This is a genomic window from Streptomyces glaucus (genome assembly GCF_039533365.1).
GTDB lineage: Bacteria > Actinomycetota > Actinomycetes > Streptomycetales > Streptomycetaceae > Streptomyces > Streptomyces glaucus.
Genome location: NZ_BAAATK010000015.1, coordinates 124,101 through 143,088, shown reverse-complemented (window position 1 = coordinate 143,088; position 18,988 = coordinate 124,101). Strand labels below are relative to the sequence as shown.

General features: G+C 74.6%; 16 protein-coding genes and 1 pseudogene. 10 read left to right on the top strand and 7 right to left on the bottom strand.

Going from position 1 to position 18,988, the window contains the following annotated elements; translation table 11 throughout:
* From ABD363_RS14270 to rsmI, 3 genes and pseudogenes are all read right to left on the bottom strand, one after another.
* Positions 1 to 313, bottom strand: a pseudogene (locus ABD363_RS14270) (hypothetical protein); the annotation flags it as partial.
* A 130-nt stretch (positions 314 to 443) separates the two neighbouring features.
* Complete coding sequence (locus ABD363_RS14265; protein ID WP_344603229.1) at positions 444 to 1,358, bottom strand: TatD family hydrolase; 915 nt, start codon at positions 1,356 to 1,358, stop codon at positions 444 to 446.
* Positions 1,359 to 1,496: 138 nt separating this feature from the next.
* Positions 1,497 to 2,345, bottom strand: a complete 849-nt coding sequence (gene rsmI, locus ABD363_RS14260; protein ID WP_344603227.1) for a 16S rRNA (cytidine(1402)-2'-O)-methyltransferase — start codon at positions 2,343 to 2,345, stop codon at positions 1,497 to 1,499.
* A gap of 62 nt (positions 2,346 to 2,407) precedes the next feature.
* Here rsmI and ABD363_RS14255 point away from each other — a divergent pair, with 62 nt between their 5' ends.
* The 3 genes from ABD363_RS14255 (at position 2,408) to ABD363_RS14245 (ending at position 7,840) form a co-directional block, all read left to right on the top strand.
* Entirely contained in the window at positions 2,408 to 4,159 is a 1,752-nt protein-coding gene (locus tag ABD363_RS14255; RefSeq protein ID WP_344603225.1) for a dolichyl-phosphate-mannose--protein mannosyltransferase, read from the top strand.
* A 278-nt stretch (positions 4,160 to 4,437) separates the two neighbouring features.
* On the top strand, positions 4,438 to 6,072 hold the full coding sequence (locus ABD363_RS14250; protein WP_344603223.1) for a penicillin-binding transpeptidase domain-containing protein: 1,635 nt from the start codon (positions 4,438 to 4,440) through the stop codon (positions 6,070 to 6,072).
* A 97-nt stretch (positions 6,073 to 6,169) separates the two neighbouring features.
* Entirely contained in the window at positions 6,170 to 7,840 is a 1,671-nt protein-coding gene (locus tag ABD363_RS14245; protein ID WP_344603221.1) for a penicillin-binding transpeptidase domain-containing protein, read from the top strand.
* An 8-nt stretch (positions 7,841 to 7,848) separates the two neighbouring features.
* Here the strand turns inward: ABD363_RS14245 and ABD363_RS14240 are convergent, their stop codons facing one another.
* Positions 7,849 to 8,199 (bottom strand): SsgA family sporulation/cell division regulator, encoded by a 351-nt coding sequence (locus tag ABD363_RS14240; protein ID WP_344603219.1) that lies wholly within the window; start codon positions 8,197 to 8,199, stop codon positions 7,849 to 7,851.
* Positions 8,200 to 8,347: 148 nt separating this feature from the next.
* On the opposite strand from ABD363_RS14240, the gene ABD363_RS14235 reads away from it, so the two are divergent.
* The 6 genes from ABD363_RS14235 to ABD363_RS14210 all read left to right on the top strand — a co-directional run bounded on the left by ABD363_RS14235 (position 8,348) and on the right by ABD363_RS14210 (position 13,238).
* Positions 8,348 to 9,460, top strand: coding sequence for an energy-coupling factor ABC transporter permease (locus tag ABD363_RS14235; RefSeq protein WP_344603217.1), 1,113 nt, complete (start codon positions 8,348 to 8,350; stop codon positions 9,458 to 9,460).
* A gap of 1 nt (position 9,461) precedes the next feature.
* On the top strand, positions 9,462 to 10,223 hold the full coding sequence (gene cbiQ, locus ABD363_RS14230) for a cobalt ECF transporter T component CbiQ (RefSeq protein WP_344603215.1): 762 nt from the start codon (positions 9,462 to 9,464) through the stop codon (positions 10,221 to 10,223).
* Positions 10,211 to 10,969: an energy-coupling factor ABC transporter ATP-binding protein gene (locus ABD363_RS14225; protein ID WP_344603213.1), complete on the top strand. Its 759-nt coding sequence runs from the start codon at positions 10,211 to 10,213 to the stop codon at positions 10,967 to 10,969. Before cbiQ ends, ABD363_RS14225 begins: the two co-directional genes overlap by 13 nt.
* Positions 10,966 to 11,436, top strand: a complete 471-nt coding sequence (locus ABD363_RS14220; RefSeq protein ID WP_344603211.1) for a MarR family winged helix-turn-helix transcriptional regulator — start codon at positions 10,966 to 10,968, stop codon at positions 11,434 to 11,436. Before ABD363_RS14225 ends, ABD363_RS14220 begins: the two co-directional genes overlap by 4 nt.
* Positions 11,437 to 11,544: 108 nt before the next feature.
* Positions 11,545 to 11,991 carry an organic hydroperoxide resistance protein gene (locus tag ABD363_RS14215; RefSeq protein ID WP_344603209.1) on the top strand — a complete coding sequence of 149 codons (447 nt, stop codon included), beginning with the start codon at positions 11,545 to 11,547 and terminating at the stop codon, positions 11,989 to 11,991.
* Between the two features lie 77 nt (positions 11,992 to 12,068).
* Positions 12,069 to 13,238, top strand: coding sequence for a serine hydrolase domain-containing protein (locus ABD363_RS14210; RefSeq protein ID WP_344603207.1), 1,170 nt, complete (start codon positions 12,069 to 12,071; stop codon positions 13,236 to 13,238).
* Positions 13,239 to 13,281: 43 nt separating this feature from the next.
* Here the strand turns inward: ABD363_RS14210 and ABD363_RS14205 are convergent, their stop codons facing one another.
* From ABD363_RS14205 to ABD363_RS14195, 3 genes are all read right to left on the bottom strand, one after another.
* Complete coding sequence (locus tag ABD363_RS14205; RefSeq protein ID WP_344603206.1) at positions 13,282 to 13,557, bottom strand: DUF1876 domain-containing protein; 276 nt, start codon at positions 13,555 to 13,557, stop codon at positions 13,282 to 13,284.
* A 229-nt stretch (positions 13,558 to 13,786) separates the two neighbouring features.
* Positions 13,787 to 14,311, bottom strand: a complete 525-nt coding sequence (locus ABD363_RS14200; RefSeq protein ID WP_344603205.1) for a YbaK/EbsC family protein — start codon at positions 14,309 to 14,311, stop codon at positions 13,787 to 13,789.
* 403 nt (positions 14,312 to 14,714) lie between these two features.
* Positions 14,715 to 15,329 (bottom strand): TetR/AcrR family transcriptional regulator, encoded by a 615-nt coding sequence (locus ABD363_RS14195; protein WP_344603203.1) that lies wholly within the window; start codon positions 15,327 to 15,329, stop codon positions 14,715 to 14,717.
* 164 nt (positions 15,330 to 15,493) lie between these two features.
* Here ABD363_RS14195 and ABD363_RS14190 point away from each other — a divergent pair, with 164 nt between their 5' ends.
* Positions 15,494 to 18,907: a S41 family peptidase gene (locus ABD363_RS14190; RefSeq protein ID WP_344603201.1), complete on the top strand. Its 3,414-nt coding sequence runs from the start codon at positions 15,494 to 15,496 to the stop codon at positions 18,905 to 18,907.
* Positions 18,908 to 18,988 lie beyond the last annotated feature (81 nt).

Sequence of the window (18,988 nt, the reverse complement as noted above, 5' to 3'; positions counted from 1 at the left end):
CCCGCCGCCCCCCGGCGCCGGAGCGCACCGGCGGCGCGGGCGGCTCGTGGGCGGGCCGGCGGACGTCCTCGGGCGCCCCGCCGCGCGGCGGGGCCGGCGCGCCGGGATCCTCGAAGCCGCCGGGCGCCTCGGAGCCGTCAGGTCTCTCGAAGCCGCCGGGGGCCCGCGAGCCGCCGGGGACCGGGGGCTCGCAGGCGCCGTACGGCTCGCAGGTCCCGTACGGCTTGTGCGTCCCGTACGGCCGGTACGGCCCGCAGGGCGCCGCGTACGGCTGGGACGTCCCGTACGGCAGGTGGCTGACGGATCTGCTCACGCCGACACGCTCCAGGGGCCGGAAGGGGTCCGGAGGGGTCCGGATCGGGCCCCCAGAACCTAGCGGAGCGATCGTCACTCTCCAAAGCGGCGCGGCTACCCAGCGTCGCCGTGTCGTGCGCGGCCGGGGGTCAGTAGCCGAAGGCCCGTGCCGTGTTGGCCGCGAGGGCGGTCGCGAGCACGTCCTCGTCGACGCCCCGCACGGCGGCCATCGCGCGCACCGTCACCGGGATCAGGTACGGGGCGTTGGGCCGCCCCCGGTAGGGCACCGGGGTGAGGAAGGGCGCGTCGGTCTCCACCAGGACCAGGTCCAGCGGGGCTACGGCGAGGGCGTCGCGCAGGTTCCGGGCGTTCTTGAAGGTGACGTTGCCGGCGAAGGACAGGTAGTAGCCGGCGGCGGCGCAGATCTCCGCCATCTCCGCGTCCCCCGAGTAGCAGTGGAAGACGGTGCGCTCCGGGGCGCCCTCCTCCTTGAGGATGCGCAGCACGTCGGCGTGGGCGTCGCGGTCGTGGATGACCAGGGCCTTGCCGTGCCGCTTGGCGATCTCGATGTGGGCGCGGAAGGACCGCTCCTGGGCCTCCCGGCCCTCCGGGCCGGTGCGGAAGTAGTCCAGGCCCGTCTCGCCGACGCCCTTGACCTGCGGGAGCGCGGCCAGCCGGTCGATCTCGGCGAGCGCCTCGTCGAGGGCGGCGTCCCCGCCGGGCACGCGGGCGCCCTGCCGCGACCGGCCTCCCCCGGCCCCGGAGGGCTGGGGGGCGCCCCCGGGGTCCCCCAGCACGATGCGCGGCGCCTCGTTGGGGTGCAGGGCGACGGCCGCGTGCACGTTCTCGTACGCCGCCGCCGTCTCGGCGGCCCAGCGCGAGCCGGCCAGGTCGCAGCCGACCTGCACGACCGTCGTCACGCCGACCGACGCCGCCTTGGCGAGGCCCTCCTCGACCGTGCCGGACTGCATGTCGAGGTGGGTGTGGGAGTCGGCGACCGGCACCCGCAGGGGTTCGGGCAGCGGCGGCGCAGCGTTCTTGTCGTCGGGGGCGTTCGAAGGCATGTCCCGATCCTACGGAAGGGGCGCGCCCCCGCGGCCGGCGCTCGGCTCGCCCTGCGGGGGGGAGGGGGCGGGGGGGGGCGGCGCCGGGCGCCGCCGGTGCGCCGCGGCCCGCGCCGGCGCGCTCAGGCCCCGGCGCGCTCAGGCCCCGGCGTTCTTCGCGGCCACCACCGCGTCGAACACCACCCGCTTCGGCACGCCCGCCTCCGCCGCGACCGCCGCGATCGCCTCCTTGCGCCGCTCGCCCGCCTCCTCGCGCACCCGCACCCGCCGCACCAGCTCCTCGGCGCCGGCCTCCTCGGGGCCCCGCTCCGGCGCCCCCTCGACGACGACGGTGATCTCCCCGCGCACCCCCTCGGCCGCCCACGCGGCCAGCTCGCCCAGCCCGCCGCGCCGGACCTCCTCGTACGTCTTGGTCAGCTCCCGGCAGACGGCGGCCCGCCGGCCGGCGCCGAAGACCTCGGCCATGGCGGCGAGGGTGTCGTCGAGCCGGTGCGGGGCCTCGAAGTAGACCAGGGTCCGCCGCTCCTCGGCGACCTCCCGCAGCCGGGTGAGCCGCTCCCCCGCCTTGCGCGGCAGGAACCCCTCGAAACAGAACCGGTCCACCGGCAGCCCGGACAGGGCCAGCGCGGTGAGCACGGCGGACGGGCCGGGCACCGCGGTGACCCGGACGTCCCGCTCGACGGCGGCGGCGACCAGCCGGTAGCCGGGGTCGGACACCGACGGCATCCCGGCGTCCGTGACCAGCAGCACGCGCGCGCCGCCGACCAGTTCCTCGACCAGTTCCGGCGTCCGGGCGGACTCGTTGCCCTCGAAGTACGACACGACGCGCCCCTTGGGCGTGACGCCCAGCGCCTGCGTCAGCCGCCGCAGCCTGCGGGTGTCCTCGGCGGCGACCACGTCGGCGCCGGCCAGCTCCTCGGCCAGCCGCGGCGGGGCGTCCGCGACGTCGCCGATGGGGGTGCCTGCCAAAACAAGGGTTCCTGTCACGTTTCCATCCTCGCAGGGCCCGTCCACGGGACTCCCACAGACGTGTTCCCTACGATGGCGCGGTGACCAGTACAGCGTCGTCCACGGACTCCCCGGACATCCGGCAGGGCCGGGCACCGCACGAGCAGCAGCCGTCGTGGCAGCAGCGGCTGCGCCGTTTCGGCTACTCGGCGGACCCGGCCGGCGACGTCCGTGACCGCCTGGTGCCGCCGTACGCCGAACCCGGCCCGCGCCTGTGGAAGGCGCTCGGCCTGCCGCCCGCGCTCGCCGGGCGCCTCACGCGCCTCGCCGGCTGGGGCGGGCCGCTGCTCGTCACGCTGCTGGCGGGCGTGGTGCGGTTCTGGAACCTGGGCAGCCCGAAGGCGGTGATATTCGACGAGACGTACTACGCCAAGGACGCGTGGGCGCTGGTCCACCGCGGGTTCGAGGTCAACTGGGACAAGAACGTCAACGACCTGATCCTGTCGTCGAACGGGAACGTCCCCGTCCCGGCGGACGCGGCGTACGTCGTGCACCCGCCCGTCGGCAAGTACGTCATCGGGCTCGGCGAGCTGATGTTCGGGTTCAACCCGTTCGGCTGGCGCTTCATGACGGCCCTGCTCGGCACGGTGTCGGTGCTGATGCTGTGCCGCATCGGCCGCCGCCTGTTCCGCTCCACGTTCCTCGGCTGCCTGGCGGGCGCCCTGATGGCGGTGGACGGCCTGCACTTCGTGATGAGCCGTACCGCGCTGCTGGACGGCGTGCTGATGTTCTTCGTGCTGGCGGCCTTCGGCTGCCTGCTGCTCGACCGGGACCGGGCGCGCGCCAGGCTCGCCGCCGCGCTCCCGGTGGACGCCGACGGCCGGGTCCGCCCGGACGCGCACACCGCCGAGACGGCCCGCCTGGGACGGCGCCCGTGGCGCTGGGCGGCGGGACTGATGCTGGGCCTGGCCATCGGCACCAAGTGGAACGGCCTGTACGTGCTGGCCGCCTTCGGCGTCATGACCGTCCTGTGGGACGTCGGCGCCCGCCGCGTCGCCGGCGCCCGCCGGCCGCGCCAGGCGGTCCTCCGGCGCGACCTGGGCCCGGCGTTCCTGGCGACCGTGCCGGTGGCCGCGGTCACCTACGTCGTGTCCTGGACCGGCTGGCTCCTCTCCCCGAGCGACGGCTCCGGCGGCTACTACCGCAACTGGGCCGCGACCGACGGCAAGGACAGCCGCTGGTCCTGGCTCCTCCCGGACTGGTGGCGCAGCCTGTGGCACTACGAGGCGCAGGTGCTCGACTTCCACACCCACCTCACCTCGCCGCACACCTACCAGTCCAACCCGTGGAGCTGGCTCGTCGCCGGCCGGCCGGTGTCGTACTTCTACGAGTCCCCGGCGCCCGGCACGGACGGCTGCCCCGCCGACGCGGGCGAGAAGTGCGCCCGCGAGGTGCTGGCCATCGGCACGCCGCTGCTGTGGTGGGTGGCCTGCTTCGCGCTCCTGTACGTCCTGTGGCGCTGGTTCTTCCGCCGCGACTGGCGCGCGGGCGCGATCGCCTGCGGCGTCCTGGCCGGCTACCTGCCCTGGTTCTTCTTCCAGGAACGCACGATCTTCTACTTCTACTCCGTCGTGTTCCTGCCGTTCCTGTGCCTGGCGGCGGCGATGCTCCTGGGCGCCCTGGTCGGCCCGCCCCGCTCCGGCGACACCCGCCGCGTGGCGGGCGCGGCGGGCGCGGGCGTCCTGGTCCTGCTGATCGCCTGGAACTTCATCTACTTCTGGCCGATCCACACCGGCACCGCCATCCCGATCGACGACTGGCGGGCGCGGATGTGGCTGGACACCTGGGTCTGACCCGTGGGCGGCCCGGGCTCCGCGCGGCCGGCCGGCTGGCCGGGGGCCGCCGTCGCCGTCCCGGCGTGATCCGGGACGGCGCGCGGGCATCCCGGTGCCGGACGCGGCATGGTCCGGCCGCGGTGGCCGGATGTCGTCGTATCTGACGGTGACGGGCGCTAACGATCGGATCACTCCCTCCTCAGCCGCCCCTCCCGCGACATACAGTGCGGGGCGAACGTGCCTTGAACACGTTCAGAACCGGCCTGGCCGGGCGTCACGGGGAGGGGACCGCGCGGATGCGCAAGGGAGTCAAGGCCGCCATAGTCGGCTCGGTGTTCGCCGTGCTGGTGGGCGGGGCCGGATACGGCGGCTACAACATCGTGAACGCGCTGGACGGGGGCGGGGCGGGCGGCGCGGACGGGCCGGCGCCGGTGGAGACGGGGCCGCCGAGCGGCGCCGAGGTGAAGGAGACGACGGCGAAGTTCCTCGCGGCCTGGGAGCAGGGGCGGGCGGCGCAGGCGGCGGCGTACACGAACAACGCCGGGGAGGCCGAGCCGCTGCTGACGGCCTTCCGCACGGACGCGCACATCGAGGACGTGCGGATCACGCCCGGCGCGGCGCGCGGGACCACCGTGCCGTTCACCGTGCGGGCGACGGTGGCGTACGAGGGGAGCTCCGAGGACCTCGAGTACTCCGGCAGCCTCACCGTCGTGCGCGGGCTCACCACCGGGCGCGCGCTGGTCGACTGGCAGCCGTCCGTCGTCCACCCCGAGCTGGGCGAGGGCGACACCCTCGTCACCGCCGAGTCCGCGAACCCGCCGATCGAGGCCGTGGACCGCGACGGGACGGTGCTGACGAAGGAGGAGTACCCCTCGCTCGGCCCGGTGCTGGACGCCCTGCGCGCCAAGTACGGGGACAAGGCCGGCGGCACGCCCGGCGTCGAGCTGGTGGTCCGGCACGCCGACGGGGCCACGGCCGACACCCCGCTGCTGACGCTCGCCGAGGGCACGCCGGGCAAGCTGGAGACGACGATCAGCGCGGGCGTGCAGGCGGCGGCCGAGCAGGCGGTCAAGCGGTACGCCCAGTCGTCCGTGGTGGCCGTCAAGCCGAGCACCGGTGAGGTGCTGGCGGTGGCCAACCACCGGGCGGACGGCTTCAACGCGGCCTTCGAGGGCCGGGCCGCCCCCGGCTCCACCATGAAGATCATCACTGCGGCGATGCTCATCGACAACGGCGTGACCTCGATGAACGGCCCGGCGCCCTGCCCGGACAGCGCGGTGTGGCAGGGGCAGACCTTCAAGAACCTCACGGGCATGGCGCCCGACGAGAACGCCACCCTCGCCGACAGCTTCCTGCGCTCCTGCAACACCGCCTTCATCAAGCTCGTCGACGAGGAGCCGCTCACGGACGCCTCGCTGACCGCCGAGGCCCAGGAGCGGTTCGGCCTCGGCCGGGACGACTGGAAGACCGGCATCGTCTCCTTCGACGGCAGCGTCCCCGCCGTCGCCGGGCCGGACCGCGCCGCCGGCGCCATCGGCCAGGGCCAGGTCCAGATGAACCCGCTGAACATGGCCTCGGTGACGGCGACCGCGATCACCGGCGCGTTCCGCCAGCCCTACCTGGTCTCGCCCGGCCTCGACGACCGGCAGCTGGCCACCGCCGAGGGCCTGCCGGCGGGCACCGCCGCCCAGCTGAAGCAGATGATGCGGCTCACCGCCACCCGGGGCACCGCCGCCGAGGCGATGGCCGGGCTCGGCGGGGACATCGGCGCCAAGACCGGCTCCGCGGAGGTCGACGGCAACGCCAGGTCGAACAGCTGGTTCACCGGGTTCCGGGGCGACCTCGCGGCGGCGGCCATGACCGAGGAGGGCGGCCACGGCGGCGACGCGGCCGGTCCGATCGTCGCGGCCGTGCTCCGAGCGGGTGGCTGAGCTCACCCGCACAGCACGGGACTCTAGGGTGTATGCCGTCGTTGGGAAGCGTGAGGGCAACGGGGACCCTGGGGATTCGCGGAGGATCGGAACAGCAGTGGGCAAGAGAAGGCGCGTCGCCGAGCGACGGAAGACGGGGCCCGCCGTGCTCGGCGGGCTGATCGCCGTGGTCGTCGGCGGCGTCGGGTTCGGGGTCTACGCGCTGTACGGCGGGTCGGCCACCGGGGACGGCGCGCGGACGGCGTCCGCCGGTCACGAGGCGGAGGCGAAGACCGGGCCGCTGTCGGCGGCCGAGGTCACCACCGCCGCCGAACGGTTCCTCACCGCCTGGCAGCGGGGCGAGGTGGCCGAGGCGGCGGCCGCGACCGACGACGCCGAGGCCGCCGAGGCCCTGCTGACCGGCTACCGCAAGGACGCCCGCATCGAGGACGTCACGCTCACCGCCGGCGCCCGCAGCGGCGCGAAGGTCCCGTTCACCGTCCGGGGCACGGTGTCGTACCGGGGCGTCAGCAAGCCGCTGACGTACACCGGCGCGCTGACCGTCGTCCGGCGGGCGGGGGACGGCGAGCCGCGGGTCGACTGGCGGCCCTCCGTCGTCCACCCCGACCTCAGGGACGGCGACCGGCTGGTCACCGGCGAGGCCGGGACGCCGCCGGTCAAGGCGCTCGACCGGGACGGCGGCGAGCTGACCACGGCGAAGTACCCCTCGCTCGGCCCGGTGCTGGACGGGCTGCGGGAGAAGTACGGCAAGACGGCCGGCGGCACGGCGGGCGTCGAGCTGCGCGTGGTGCGGGGCAAGCAGTCCAAGGCGGACGAGCTCTCCGACAAGACCCTGCTGGAGCTGAGCGAGGGCACGCCGGGCACGGTGAGGACCACGCTCAGCCCGAAGCTGCAGGCGGCGGCCGAGCAGCAGGTCGCGAGGAGGGCCCGCGCGTCGGTGGTGGCGCTGCGCCCGTCGACCGGCGAGATCCTGGCCGTGGCCAACTCCTCGCACGGCTTCAACACCGCCTTCCAGGGCGCCCTCGCGCCCGGCTCCACGATGAAGGTCATCACCTCGTCGCTGCTGATCGAGAAGGGCCTGGCCGCGGCGGACAAGGCGCACCCGTGCCCGAAGTACTTCACCTACGGCGGCTGGAAGTTCCAGAACGACGACAAGTTCCAGATCAAGGGCGGCACGTTCAAGGCGAGCTTCGCCCGCTCCTGCAACACCGCCTTCATCAGCCAGGCGCCGAAGCTGAGGAACGACGACCTGACCAAGCAGGCCCAGCAGGTCTTCGGCCTGGGCCGGGACGACTGGGCGATCGGCGTGCCGTCCTTCGACGGCTCGGTGCCGGTGCAGTCGCAGGCGTCGATGGCCGCCTCCCTCATCGGGCAGGGCGGGGTGCGGATGAACCCGCTGAACATGGCGTCGGTGTCGGCGACGGTCAAGGCGGGCGTCTTCCGCCAGCCGTACCTGGTCTCCCCGTCGGTCGACGACCGCGAGCTGGCGACGGCCTCGCGCACCCTGTCCGGGTCCACGCTGTCGCAGCTGCGCGAGCTGATGGCCTACACGGCGAAGTACGGCACGGCGGCCGAGGCGATGAGCGGGGTGAGCGGTGACACCGGTGCGAAGACCGGCTCCGCCGAGGTCGACGGCCAGAAGAAGCCCAACGGCTGGTTCACCGCGTACCGGGGCGATCTGGCGGCGGCGGGCGTGGTCCAGGCGGCCGGCCACGGCGGCGACACGGCGGGCCCGATCGTGGCGGCGCTGCTGAAGCAGGGGGGCTGACCGGCGGGTCAGCGGGTCACGGGTTCGGCGGCGGCCAGGTAGGTCCGCCGCAGAAAGCGCAGCAGCGCCTTCGTCTCGAACTGCACCACCGAGACGCCCTGCGGGGAGTGGAACTCGACGATGGCCTGGACGCGCCCGCACGGCCACACCCGTACGTCACCGCGTCCGGCCGGGCTGCTCAGTCCCTGCTCCAGCAGCGCTCGCGGGCAGGTCCACTCGTGCGCGCCGGGCAGGCCGATCCGCACCGACCGCGGGTCGGCCTCGGGGTCGTAGCGCAGCAGGACGGGTATGGGGCCGCGGTCGTCCCGGGGGTCGTCGGTGACGATGTACGCCCGCGCGTACTGCTCGACTACAGGCATCGGACGGCCCTCTCACGCTGAGCGACTCAAGCGGAGGTTTTTCATCCGCTTTTCCTCCAATGTCCCATATTTCCAGTGACGTGCCTCCCGGAAGGGACGGCCCGTTCGCTCTTGCGATTCCTTTGCAACAGGCTCGTATCATCGAACGGTGCACGTACCTGACGGATTCATCGACGCCCCGACCTCCGCCGTGACCGGAGTCGTCGCCGCGGGCGCCATCGCCGTGAGCCTGCGCGGGGCGCGCCGGGAGCTCGACGAGCGGACGGCGCCGCTGGCCGGCCTGGTGGCGGCGTTCGTCTTCGCGGTGCAGATGCTGAACTTCCCGGTCGCGGCCGGAACCAGCGGGCACCTGCTCGGCGGCGCCCTCGCCGCGATACTCGTCGGGCCCTTCACCGGCGTGCTGTGCATATCCGTCGTGCTGCTGATGCAGGGCGTCCTCTTCGCCGACGGCGGCCTGACCGCGCTCGGCGTGAACATCACGGACATGGCGATCGTCGGCACCGCCGTGGCCTACCCCGTCTTCCGCGGGCTGGTGAAGGTGCTGCCGCGCACCCGCCGGTCCGTCACCGCCGCCTCCTTCGTCGCCGCGCTGGTGTCCGTGCCCGCCGCGGCGCTGGCGTTCACGCTGCTGTACTGGATCGGCGGCACCACCGACGTCCCGATCGGCAAGGTCGCCACCGCCATGATCGGCGTGCACGTCCTGATCGGCGTCGGCGAGGCCGCGATCACCGCGCTGACCGTGGGCGCCGTCATCGCCGTACGCCCCGACCTGGTGCACGGGGCGCGCGGCCTGCGGCAGCGGTTGAAGCTGCGGGTGGGCGGCGACCTCGTCGACGCGCCCGCCGCCGGGCCGGTTCCGGCGCCCGCCGCCCGCGCCGCGCACCGGAAGGTCTGGGCGGCCGGTCTGGTCACCTCCCTGGTCCTCGCCGGCTTCGTCAGCTTCTACGCCTCGGCCAGCCCCGACGGGCTGGAGAAGGTCGCCGCCGACCAGGGCATCGACGAGAAGACCGAGGAGCACGCCACCGCCGGCTCCCCGCTCGCCGACTACGGCGTCGAGGACGTCGACAACGCCCGCCTGTCCGGCGGTCTCGCGGGCGTGATCGGCGTCGGCGTCACGGTCGTCGCGGGCAGCGCGGTCTTCCGGGCGGTGCGCAGGCGGCGCGACGCCGACACCTCCCCCGCGGCCGTGGAGGCCCCCGCCGCGGCCGCCCCGGCCGCGGACGCCCCGGCCGGGCGGAAGCCGAACACGGGAAGCGTCTGACATGGGCGCGGGCCACGCCCACCGGCTCTACCGGCACGGGCACTCCCCCGTGCACGCCCTGCCGCCGCACACCAAGCTCGCCGCCGCGTTCGGCTTCGTGGTGGTCGTGGTGTCGACGCCGCGGGAGGCGATGTGGGCGTTCGGCCTGTACGCCGTCCTGCTCGCCTGCGTCGCGGCCGTCGCCCGCGTCCCGGCCGGCTTCCTGCTCAAGCGGCTGCTGATCGAGGTCCCGTTCGTCGCCTTCGCCGTGCTGATGCCGTTCGTGGCGGAGGGCGAACGGACCGAGGTGCTCGGGATGTCGCTGAGCGTCGGCGGCCTGTGGGGCGCCTGGAACGTGCTGGCCAAGGGCACCCTGGGCGTCGCCGCCTCGGTCCTGCTGGCCTCCACCACCGAACTGCGGGAGCTGCTGCTGGGCCTGCAGCGGCTGAAGCTGCCCCCGCTGCTGGTGCAGATCGCCTCCTTCATGATCCGCTACGGCGACGTGATCACCGACGAGATGCGGCGCATGCGGATCGCGCGGGAGTCGCGCGGCTTCGAGGCGCGGGGCGTGCGGCACTGGGGCGTGCTGGCGAAGTCGGCGGGCGCCCTGTTCATCCGCTCCTACGAGCGCGGCGAGCGGGTGCACCTGGCCATGGTCAGCCGCGGGTACGCCGGTGCCATGCCGGTGATCGACGAGGTGACCGCGTCCCGGGCGCAGTGGTCGTACGCCCTCGCCCTCCCGTTCGCGGCGCTCGTCGTCTGTCTGCTGGGATGGACCCTGTGACACCTTCACTGGAAGTGGCCGGTCTGGCCTTCGCCTACCCCGACGGACACCAGGCGCTGTTCGGCGTGGACTTCACCATCGGGCGCGGCGAGCGGGTCGCGCTGCTCGGCCCGAACGGCGCCGGCAAGACGACCCTCGTGCTCCACCTCAACGGCATCCTGACCGGCGGCACGGGCACGGTGCGGGTGGCCGGGCTGCCCGTGGACACACAGCACATGGCGGAGATCCGGCGCCGGGTCGGCATCGTCTTCCAGGACCCGGACGACCAGCTCTTCATGCCGACCGTCCGGGAGGACGTGGCGTTCGGCCCGGCGGCGGCCGGGCTGCGGGGGCCGGAACTGGAGGCGTGCGTGGACCGGGCGCTGGACCTGGTCGGCATGCGCGCGTTCAAGGACCGCCCGCCGCACCACCTCTCCTTCGGGCAGCGCCGCCGGGTCGCCGTGGCGACCGTGCTGGCGATGGAGCCGGAGATCCTCGTGCTGGACGAGCCCTCCTCCAACCTCGACCCGGCCTCCCGCCGCGAGCTGGCCGACATCCTGCGCGCGCTGGACGTGACCGTGCTGATGGTCACCCACGACCTGCCCTACGCCCTGGAGCTGTGCCCGCGCTCCCTGATCCTGAGCGAGGGCGTGATCGCGGCGGACGGCCCGACCGCCGGCCTGCTCGCCGACGAGGAGCTGATGCGCGCCCACCGCCTGGAGCTGCCCTTCGGCTTCGACCCGCGGTCCGTGACAATGGGCGCGTGAGGGATCAGGACGACGGCGACGGGGCCGCCGGGACGCCGCTGCTCGACGAGCAGCTGTGCTTCGCCCTGTACGCGGCCCAGCGCGCGGTGACGGCCGCGTACCGCCCGGTCCTCGACGAGCTGGGCCTGACCTACCCGCAGTACCTCGTCCTGCTGGTCCTCTGGGAGCGCGGCGAGACGACGGTCAAGGAGCTGGCGGCCGCGCTGCGGCTCGACTACGGCACGGTGTCGCCGCTGCTGAAGCGGCTGGAGAGCACGGGGCTGGTGCGCCGGGAGCGCGCGGCGCACGACGAGCGCTCGGTCCTGGTGGCGTGCACCGAGCGCGGGGAGCGGCTGCGGGGGCGCGCGGCGCGCGTGCCCGGCGCCCTGCTGGCGGCGACCGGGCTGGCGGAGCCGGAACTCGCGCGGTTGCGCGAGGAGCTGTGGCGGCTGGCGGAGAAGGCGGCGGGGGCCGGCCCCGCGCGCTGACCCCCGGGCCGCCCGCGCTTACTACCCCCCGGTAGCACCCGCCGGTCTACCAGCCAGTACCTTGTGCGCGATGAACTTGTGCGCACCTTTTCCCGGGGGAGGCCGGCCATGACAGACGGCACCGCCGTCGACACCCGTCCGACGAAGATCGTGTACGTGGCCGAGGCCACCGCGCACGGCGGCCGGGACGGCTACGTGACCAGCCAGGACGGCCGGCTGGACCTGAAGGTGGCGATGCCGCCGGAGCTGGGCGGCGACGGCGCCGGCACCAACCCGGAGCAGCTGTTCGCGGCCGGTTACAGCTCCTGCTTCCACAACGCGCTGATCATGGTCGGCAACCGCGCGGGCTACGACCTGAGCGGTTCCACGGTCGCCGCGAAGGTCGGCATCGGCCCCAACCAGCAGCGCGGCTACGGCCTCGCCGTCGCCCTCAGCGTCTCCCTCCCCGTCCTGGACCCCGACCTCGCGGCGAAGCTGGTGGACGAGGCCCACGAGGTCTGCCCGTACTCCAACGCGACGCGCGGCAACATCGACGTAACGATCCTGCTCGGGTAGCGGGACCAGGGAATCGCAGGCTGCGCAGGGGCGTTGCTCCCGCAGTCGCAGGCGAGCCGGAGGGAAGGAAGACGGACGTGGACGTGCACGGCACAGTGGCCGAGGGCTTCGAGCCGGTGAGGGAAGCGTTCGTCCGGAACTTCGCGGCGCTCGGGGAGCGCGGCGCGGCGGTGGCCGTCTACCGGGACGGGCGCCGGGTCGTGGACCTGTGGGGCGGGACCCGGGACGTCGACGGCGCCGACCCCTGGGAGCGGGGCACGGCCCAGGTCGTCCGCTCGGCGACGAAGGGCGTCGCCGCCGCCGTCCCGCTGCTGCTGCACCAGCGCGGGGAACTCGACCTGGACGCGCCGGTCGGGCACTACTGGCCCGAGTTCAAGGCGCACGGCAAGGACCGGGTCCTGGTCCGGCACGTCCTGAACCACCGGGCCGGCCTGCCGGTCCTGGACCGCCCGCTCACGCCCGAGGACGCCCTCGACCCCCTGCGCGGCCCCGAGGCGGTCGCCGCCCAGGCCCCTGTCTGGGAGCCGGGCGCCGACCACGGCTACCACGCGCTGACGTACGGCTGGATGCTCGACGAACTGGTGCGGCGCGTGACGGGACGCGGCACCGGCGAGTGGCTCGCCGCGCAGATCGCCGCCCCGCTGGGCCTGGACCTCTGGATCGGCCTGCCGGACGCGCAGGCGCACCGGGTGGGCCGGGTCGGCCGCGTCGAGGCGCCGGAGCCCGCCTCGGGTCCCCGACTGCGCCCCAAGCGCGCGGTCACCGCGGCCTACGAGGACCCCGCCTCCCTGACCCGACGGGCGTTCGCCGCGATCACTCCGTTCCCCGACCAGAACGACCCGGCGTACCGCGGGGCGGCCCTGCCCGCCACGAACGGCATCGCCACGGCGGACGGCCTGGCCCGCTTCTACGCGGCGCTGATCGGGGAGGTGGACGGGGTGCGGCTGTTCGAGCCGGGCACGCTGGAGTCGGCCCGGACCGAGGAGTCGGCGGGCCCGGACCGCGTCCTGGTCGTCCCCACCCGCTTCGGCCTCGGCTACATGCTGCACGGCAGCGCCTCCCCCTTCCTCGCCCCGGGCTCCTTCGGCCACCCGGGACGCGGCGGCGCCCTCGGTTTCGCCGACCCGGAGACGGGCATCGCCTTCGGCTACGTGACCAACGGCTTCCGCGGGACGGTGACGGCGGATCCGAGGGCGCAGGCGCTGGTGCGGGCGGTGCGGACGGCTCTCGGGGAAGCCGCCGCCTGACGCGCCGGGAGCGGCCGGGCGCGGCGGGCGCTGCGGGCGCGCCCTAGACGTGGATGGGGTGCGAGATCCGCCCCGACGCCTGGTCGATCTCGTCGTGCGCCTTGGTCAGCAACTGCATGGCGAGTTCGTTGAGCGCCCGGGCCCCGGCGATCTCCTCCCCGACCCTGGGCTGATTGGAGTCGGTGCGGTGCCGGGTCGCGTGCCCGCGGGCCCGTACCTCGCTCCCGTCGGGCAGCCGCACGAGCGCCGCCGCCCGCGTGTGCTGGTCGTCCTCCTCGAACTCCAGCTCGACATGCCATCCCACTGTGGTGTGCATCATGACGGTCACCTCCGGAACACCTAGTTCCAGGGTGCGCCTCGGGCGGGACGGGCGCACACCTTCCGCCAACGCGGCGGGCCCCGCCCGGCGCGCAGCCGCCGCCCGCGGCCGGCACGACCCGGCCGGCTCGTCGGCGGTCCGGTGCGCGCGGGCGGTCCGGTGCGCGCGGGCGTTCCGGGCGGCGCGGGTCACCGCCGCGAGCAGCGCGCCGCGGCGGTGGCCGGCGAAGTCAGCGCGTGTGCTCGCGCACGTCCACGACAGTGCCGCCGGCGTGGGCGATCAGCACCTCGGGCGCCATCGGGAACACGGTGTGGGGGGTGCCGGCGGCGGCCCAGACGACGTCGTGGTCGAGCAGTCCCCGGTCCGCGAGCACCTTCGTCCTCGTCCGGTGCCCGAAGGGCGGCACACCGCCGATGGCGTACCCGGTCGTCTCCCGTACGACGTCGGCCTTCGCCCGCGTGACGCTGTCGGCGCCCAGTTCCTGCCGGACCCGTTCCACGTCCACGCGGGACGCGCCGTCCATGAGGACCAGGACGGGGACCCCGTCCGCCGCGAAGATCAGCGACTTGCAGATCTGCCCCAGCTCGCACCCGATCGCGGCGGCCGCCTCGGCGGCGGTGCGGGTGGCTTCGGGGAAGTGGCGGATCTCGGCGTTCAGGTGGTCGAGCCCCAGTTCACGCAGGGCCTGGGCGAATCGGGGGTGGGCTGCGGAAGCCTCGCCGCGGTGGGCGGCGGTCTCGTCGGTCGTCGTCATGGACGGCACGGTAGCGGTGGGCGCGGACGCGGTGCGACGCGTTATCCGGTGCCCGCACCACCGTCACGGCGGCCCGGACAGCGCGCGACGAACGCCGGGCGGCGGAGGCGGCCGGTGCGGGCGGCCCGTGCCGCGGGGCCCGCACCGGCCGGCCGGTTCCTCCGCTCGGCGGACGCCGGGCGCGCACCGGGTCCGCGTCCTTGTCCGCGTCGTCCCGGGCGTCGACGGCGACCGCCGGCGGGCCGCCGACGCCGGGACCGAAGCCCTCGGGGAGCAGGGCGCAGGCCCTGCGCCGGGCCGTGGGTTCTTCGGGGCGGGGGTGAGCAGCCCGACGACGGGGGTACCGCCCATGCCTTCGGGGCGACGGGGGAGGTGGCGTCGGGCGGGGCGTGCCGGGGAGGTGTCAGTCGGTGGGGTGTCCGTCGGTGCGGACACCGAGGGCGGGGAGGACCACGGCGTCGATGTACGAGGCGAGGAAGGCCCGGGTCGGCGGCAGGTCGTCGAGCAGGGCCCGGGTGGCGAACCCGCCGATCATCATGTGCAGCAGGAAGTCCAGCGCCGGGCAGTCCGGGCGGACCTCGCCGCGGTCGACGGCACGCCGGATCACGCGCCGGAACCCGGCGAGCTCCGGTTCGATCAGCTGGTCCCGGAACGCCTCGCGCAGGTCCGGGTGGCGGTGCAGCGCCATGGCGACGCCCCGCATCAGCGCGGAGTTCCGCTCGAGGGTGCGGTCGTCCTCCAGCGTCATCAGGGCGTGCAGGTCGCCCCGCAGGCTCCCGGTGTCGATGTCGCCGGCCTTGCCGGGCTTGCCGTGCCGGATGGCCTTCACGACCAGCTCGGCCTTGCCGCCCCACTGGCGGTAGAGCGTGGCCTTGCTGGACCGGGTGCGGGCGGCGACGGCGTCCATGGTCAGGGAGTCGTAGCCGACCTCGCGGAGCAGATCGAGCACGGCCGCGTAGAGCTCCGCCTCGCGTTCGGGCGTGAGGCGGCTGCGGCGCGGTGTCGCGACCTCGGTCATGCCTGGCACCTTCCCCGCTCCTGAGACGTCCCGGTCACGCGACGAATGTAGCGCACCCTCTGTCGAAACGAAACTGTTTCGTACTCGCCGTGGATCGGACCACGCGGCGATCCGCTGTTTTCATACGAGTTGCCCCGGTCCATCCCTGGGCGAAACATGGGAAAGTGAGTTATTTGCGCCTTCCGCACCTCAACGGCGACCGTGTGTGCTTCGTGGCCGAGGACGACCTGTGGCTCGCCCCCCTCGACGGCCGGGACCGCGCCTGGCGGCTCACCGTCGACCGCACCAAGATCGGCCACCCGCGCTTCTCCCCCGACGGCCGCCACATCGCGTACACCAGCTGGCGCACCCTCGTGCCGGAGGTCCATCTGGTGGCGGTGGACGGCGGCCCGGGGCGGCAGCTGAGCCACTGGGGCAGCGCCGACACGCGGGTGTGCGGCTGGACGCCCCCCGACCAGGACGGGCACAGCGACATCCTCGCCGTCGCCTCCCACGGCGAGCCTTTCTCGTACTTCACCTGGGCCTACAAGGTCTCCACCGACGGCGGCCCCGGCCGCAAACTGCCCTGGGGCCCGGTCGGCGACATCCAGGTCGCCGACCTCGACGGCGAGCGCAGGACCCTGCTGCTGACCGGCACCCCGCCGCACGAGCCGGCCGCCTGGAAGCGCTACCGGGGCGGCGCCACGGGCCGGCTCTGGCTGCACGGGCAGCGGCTGCTCGCCGACCTCGACGGCCACCTGCACTCCCCCCTGTTCGTCGGCGGCCGGATCGCGTTCCTCTCCGACCACGAGGGCGTCGGCAACCTGTACTCGTGCGCCTACGACGGCTCCGACCTGCGCCGCCACACCGACCACGACGCCTTCTACGCCCGGCACGCCGCCGGCGACGGCACCCGGGTGGTGTACCAGTGCGCGGGCGACCTGTGGCTCGTCGACGACTTCGGGCCGAAGGCCGTGCCGCGCCGGCTCGACGTACGGCTGGACGGGCCGCGCGCGGGGCGGCGCACGTACCAGGTGCCGGCCGCGCAGCACGTGGGCGGGATCTCCGTGGACGACACCGGGCGGGCCAGCGCCGTCGTCGTACGCGGCAGCCTGTACTGGCTCACCCACCGGGACGGGCCGGCGCGCACCCTCACCGACACACCGGGGGTGCGGGTGCGGCTGCCGGAGATGCTCGGGGAGAGCGGACAGGTGGCGTACGTGACCGACGCGGAGGGCGAGGACGCGATCGAGATCGCGTACCTGCCCCGGGCCACCGGCGACCGGGCGCCGCGGCGGCTGGCCGCCGGCCGGCTGGGACGGGTGCTGGAGCTGGTGTCGGACCCGCGGGGCGAACGGCTGGCGATCGCCTCCCACGACGGACGGCTGCTGCTGACCGGCGTGCCCGAGGAGCCCGGCGCGGCGGACGGCGAGGTCGCCGAACTCATCCGGTCGGCCAACGGGCCGGTGCGCGACCTCGCCTTCTCCCCGGACGGCACCTGGCTGACGTGGTCGCACCCGGGCATCGGACGGTCGCTGCGGCAGATCAAGATGGCCCGTATCGCCGGCCCGGCGGAGGGGGCCCGGACCGTGGTCGACGTGACCAACGGCCGGTTCGAGGACGAGAACCCGGTCTTCACCCGCGACGGCCGCTACCTCGCCTTCCTGTCCTGGCGCGGCTTCGACCCGGTGTACGACGTGCACACCGGCGACCTGTCCTTCCCCCTGGGCTGCCGGCCCTACCTGGTGCCGCTGTCGTCGGCGACCCCCTCGCCCTTCGCGCTGAACCCGGAGGGCCGCCCCGCCGCCGGCGGACTCGACCCGGCGGACGAGGAGGAGGCCGCCGAGGGCACGGTGACCGTCGAGGTGGAGGGACTGGCGAACCGGGTGACGCCGTTCCCGGTCGTCGCCTCCAAGTACTCCGCGCTGCACCCGGTCGCGGGCGGCGGACTGGTCTGGCTGCGCTGGCCGATCTCCGGCGCGCTGGGCGAGACCTTCGCCAACCCGGACGACCCGAGCGAGCGGCCGACCCTGGAACACTTCAACCTCGCCAAGGCGAAGAAGACCGAACTGGTCGGCCACCTCGACTGGTTCGCGGTCAGCGGCGACGGCACCCGGCTGGTGGTGCTCGACGAGGGCGACCTGCGCGCGGTGCCCGCCACCGAACCCGGCGACAGCGACTCCGTCACCTGGATCGACCTGCGCCGCATCCTGCACCAGGTCGACCCGGCCGCCGAGTGGCGGCAGGCGTACGCGGAGGCCGGGCGGCTGATCCGCGCCTACTTCTGGGAACCCGGCATGTGCGGCATCGACTGGGACGCGGTGCTGGCCCAGTACCGGCCGCTGGTCGAACGGGTCGCCTCCCCCGACGAGTTCGCGGACCTGCTGCGCGAGGTGCTGGGCGAACTGGGCACCTCGCACGCGTACGTCGCGCCCGCCCGCCGCAACGAGGGCCCGGCCCCCTACCAGCGCCGGCAGGGCCTGCTGGGCGCCAACTTCGCGCGCCGGGAGGAGGGCTGGGTCGTCAAGCGGATCCTGCCCGGCGACTCCTCCGACTCCAAGGCCCGCTCCCCCCTGGCCGGCACGGGCATCCGCGAGGGCGCGGTCCTCAGCCACGTGGACGGCCGCCCGGTGGACCCGGTCGCGGGGCCGTACCCGCTGCTGGCGGGCTCCGGAGGCACGACGGTGGAACTCACCTTCCGCCCGCCCGTCACCCACCCCCACCCTTCCGAGGAAGGCCCTCCGGGCCCCTCCACCCCGCCCGTCACCCACCCCTCCGGAGAGGGCCCTTCGGAACCCCCCGGCCAACCCGTCACCCGCCCCTCCGGGGAAGGCCCTTCGGAACCCCCCGGCGAGGCCTCGGGCGAAGCTCCGCCCCGGCGGGTCGCCGTCGTCCCGCTGATCGACGAGCGGCCGCTGCGCTACCAGGACTGGGTGGCCAAACGCCGCACGGTGGTACGGGAGCTGAGCGGCGGCCGGTGCGGCTATCTGCACATCCCCGACATGGGCGGCTCCGGCTGGGCCCAGTTCAACCGCGACCTGCGCATGGAGGTGTCCCGGCCCGCGCTGATCGTGGACGTGCGCGGCAACGCCGGCGGCCACATCAGCGAACTCGTCATCGAGAAGCTGACGCGCACCATCCTGGGCTGGGACCTGACGCGCGACGCCCAGCCGGTGTCGTACACGTCGAACGCGCCGCGGGGACCGGTGGTCGCCCTCGCCGACGAGGCCACGTCCTCCGACGGCGACATGATCACGGCCGCGTTCAAGCTGCTGAAGCTGGGACCGGTGGTCGGCCAGCGCACCTGGGGCGGGGTGGTCGGCATGACCGGCCGCCACCGGCTGGGCGACGGCACGGTGATCACGGTGCCGATGAACGCGGCCTGGTTCGACGCCTACGGCTGGTCCGTGGAGAACCGGGGCGTGGACCCCGACCTGGAAGTGCTGCGCACCCCGCTGGACTGGGCCGAGGGCCGGCAGGCCCAGCTGGCCGACGCGGTCGGGGTGGCCCTCGGCCTGCTGGAGTCCAACCCGCCGGCCACGCCGCCGGACTACCGCGAGGTGCCGGACCGGTCACGGCCGAAGCTGCCGCCCAGGTGACGGGCGGCCCGAGCGGCCGGCGGCGCCGGGAGGGACCCGGGGAACGACGCGAGAAGGGGCACCCCTCCTCGGGGCGCCCCT

What these genes read in the sequence shown, in the direction of transcription:
- ABD363_RS14265 (WP_344603229.1), bottom strand. Translation starts at nt 1,358, where the DNA reads ATGCCTTCGAACGCCCCCGACGACAAGAACGCTGCGCCGCCGCTGCCC.
- ABD363_RS14250 (WP_344603223.1), top strand. Translation starts at nt 4,438, where the DNA reads ATGCGCAAGGGAGTCAAGGCCGCCATAGTCGGCTCGGTGTTCGCCGTG.
- ABD363_RS14240 (WP_344603219.1), bottom strand. Translation starts at nt 8,199, where the DNA reads ATGCCTGTAGTCGAGCAGTACGCGCGGGCGTACATCGTCACCGACGAC.
- cbiQ (WP_344603215.1), top strand. Translation starts at nt 9,462, where the DNA reads ATGGGCGCGGGCCACGCCCACCGGCTCTACCGGCACGGGCACTCCCCC.
- ABD363_RS14225 (WP_344603213.1), top strand. Translation starts at nt 10,211, where the DNA reads ATGGACCCTGTGACACCTTCACTGGAAGTGGCCGGTCTGGCCTTCGCC.
- ABD363_RS14215 (WP_344603209.1), top strand. Translation starts at nt 11,545, where the DNA reads ATGACAGACGGCACCGCCGTCGACACCCGTCCGACGAAGATCGTGTAC.
- ABD363_RS14205 (WP_344603206.1), bottom strand. Translation starts at nt 13,557, where the DNA reads ATGATGCACACCACAGTGGGATGGCATGTCGAGCTGGAGTTCGAGGAG.
- ABD363_RS14200 (WP_344603205.1), bottom strand. Translation starts at nt 14,311, where the DNA reads ATGACGACGACCGACGAGACCGCCGCCCACCGCGGCGAGGCTTCCGCA.
- ABD363_RS14195 (WP_344603203.1), bottom strand. Translation starts at nt 15,329, where the DNA reads ATGACCGAGGTCGCGACACCGCGCCGCAGCCGCCTCACGCCCGAACGC.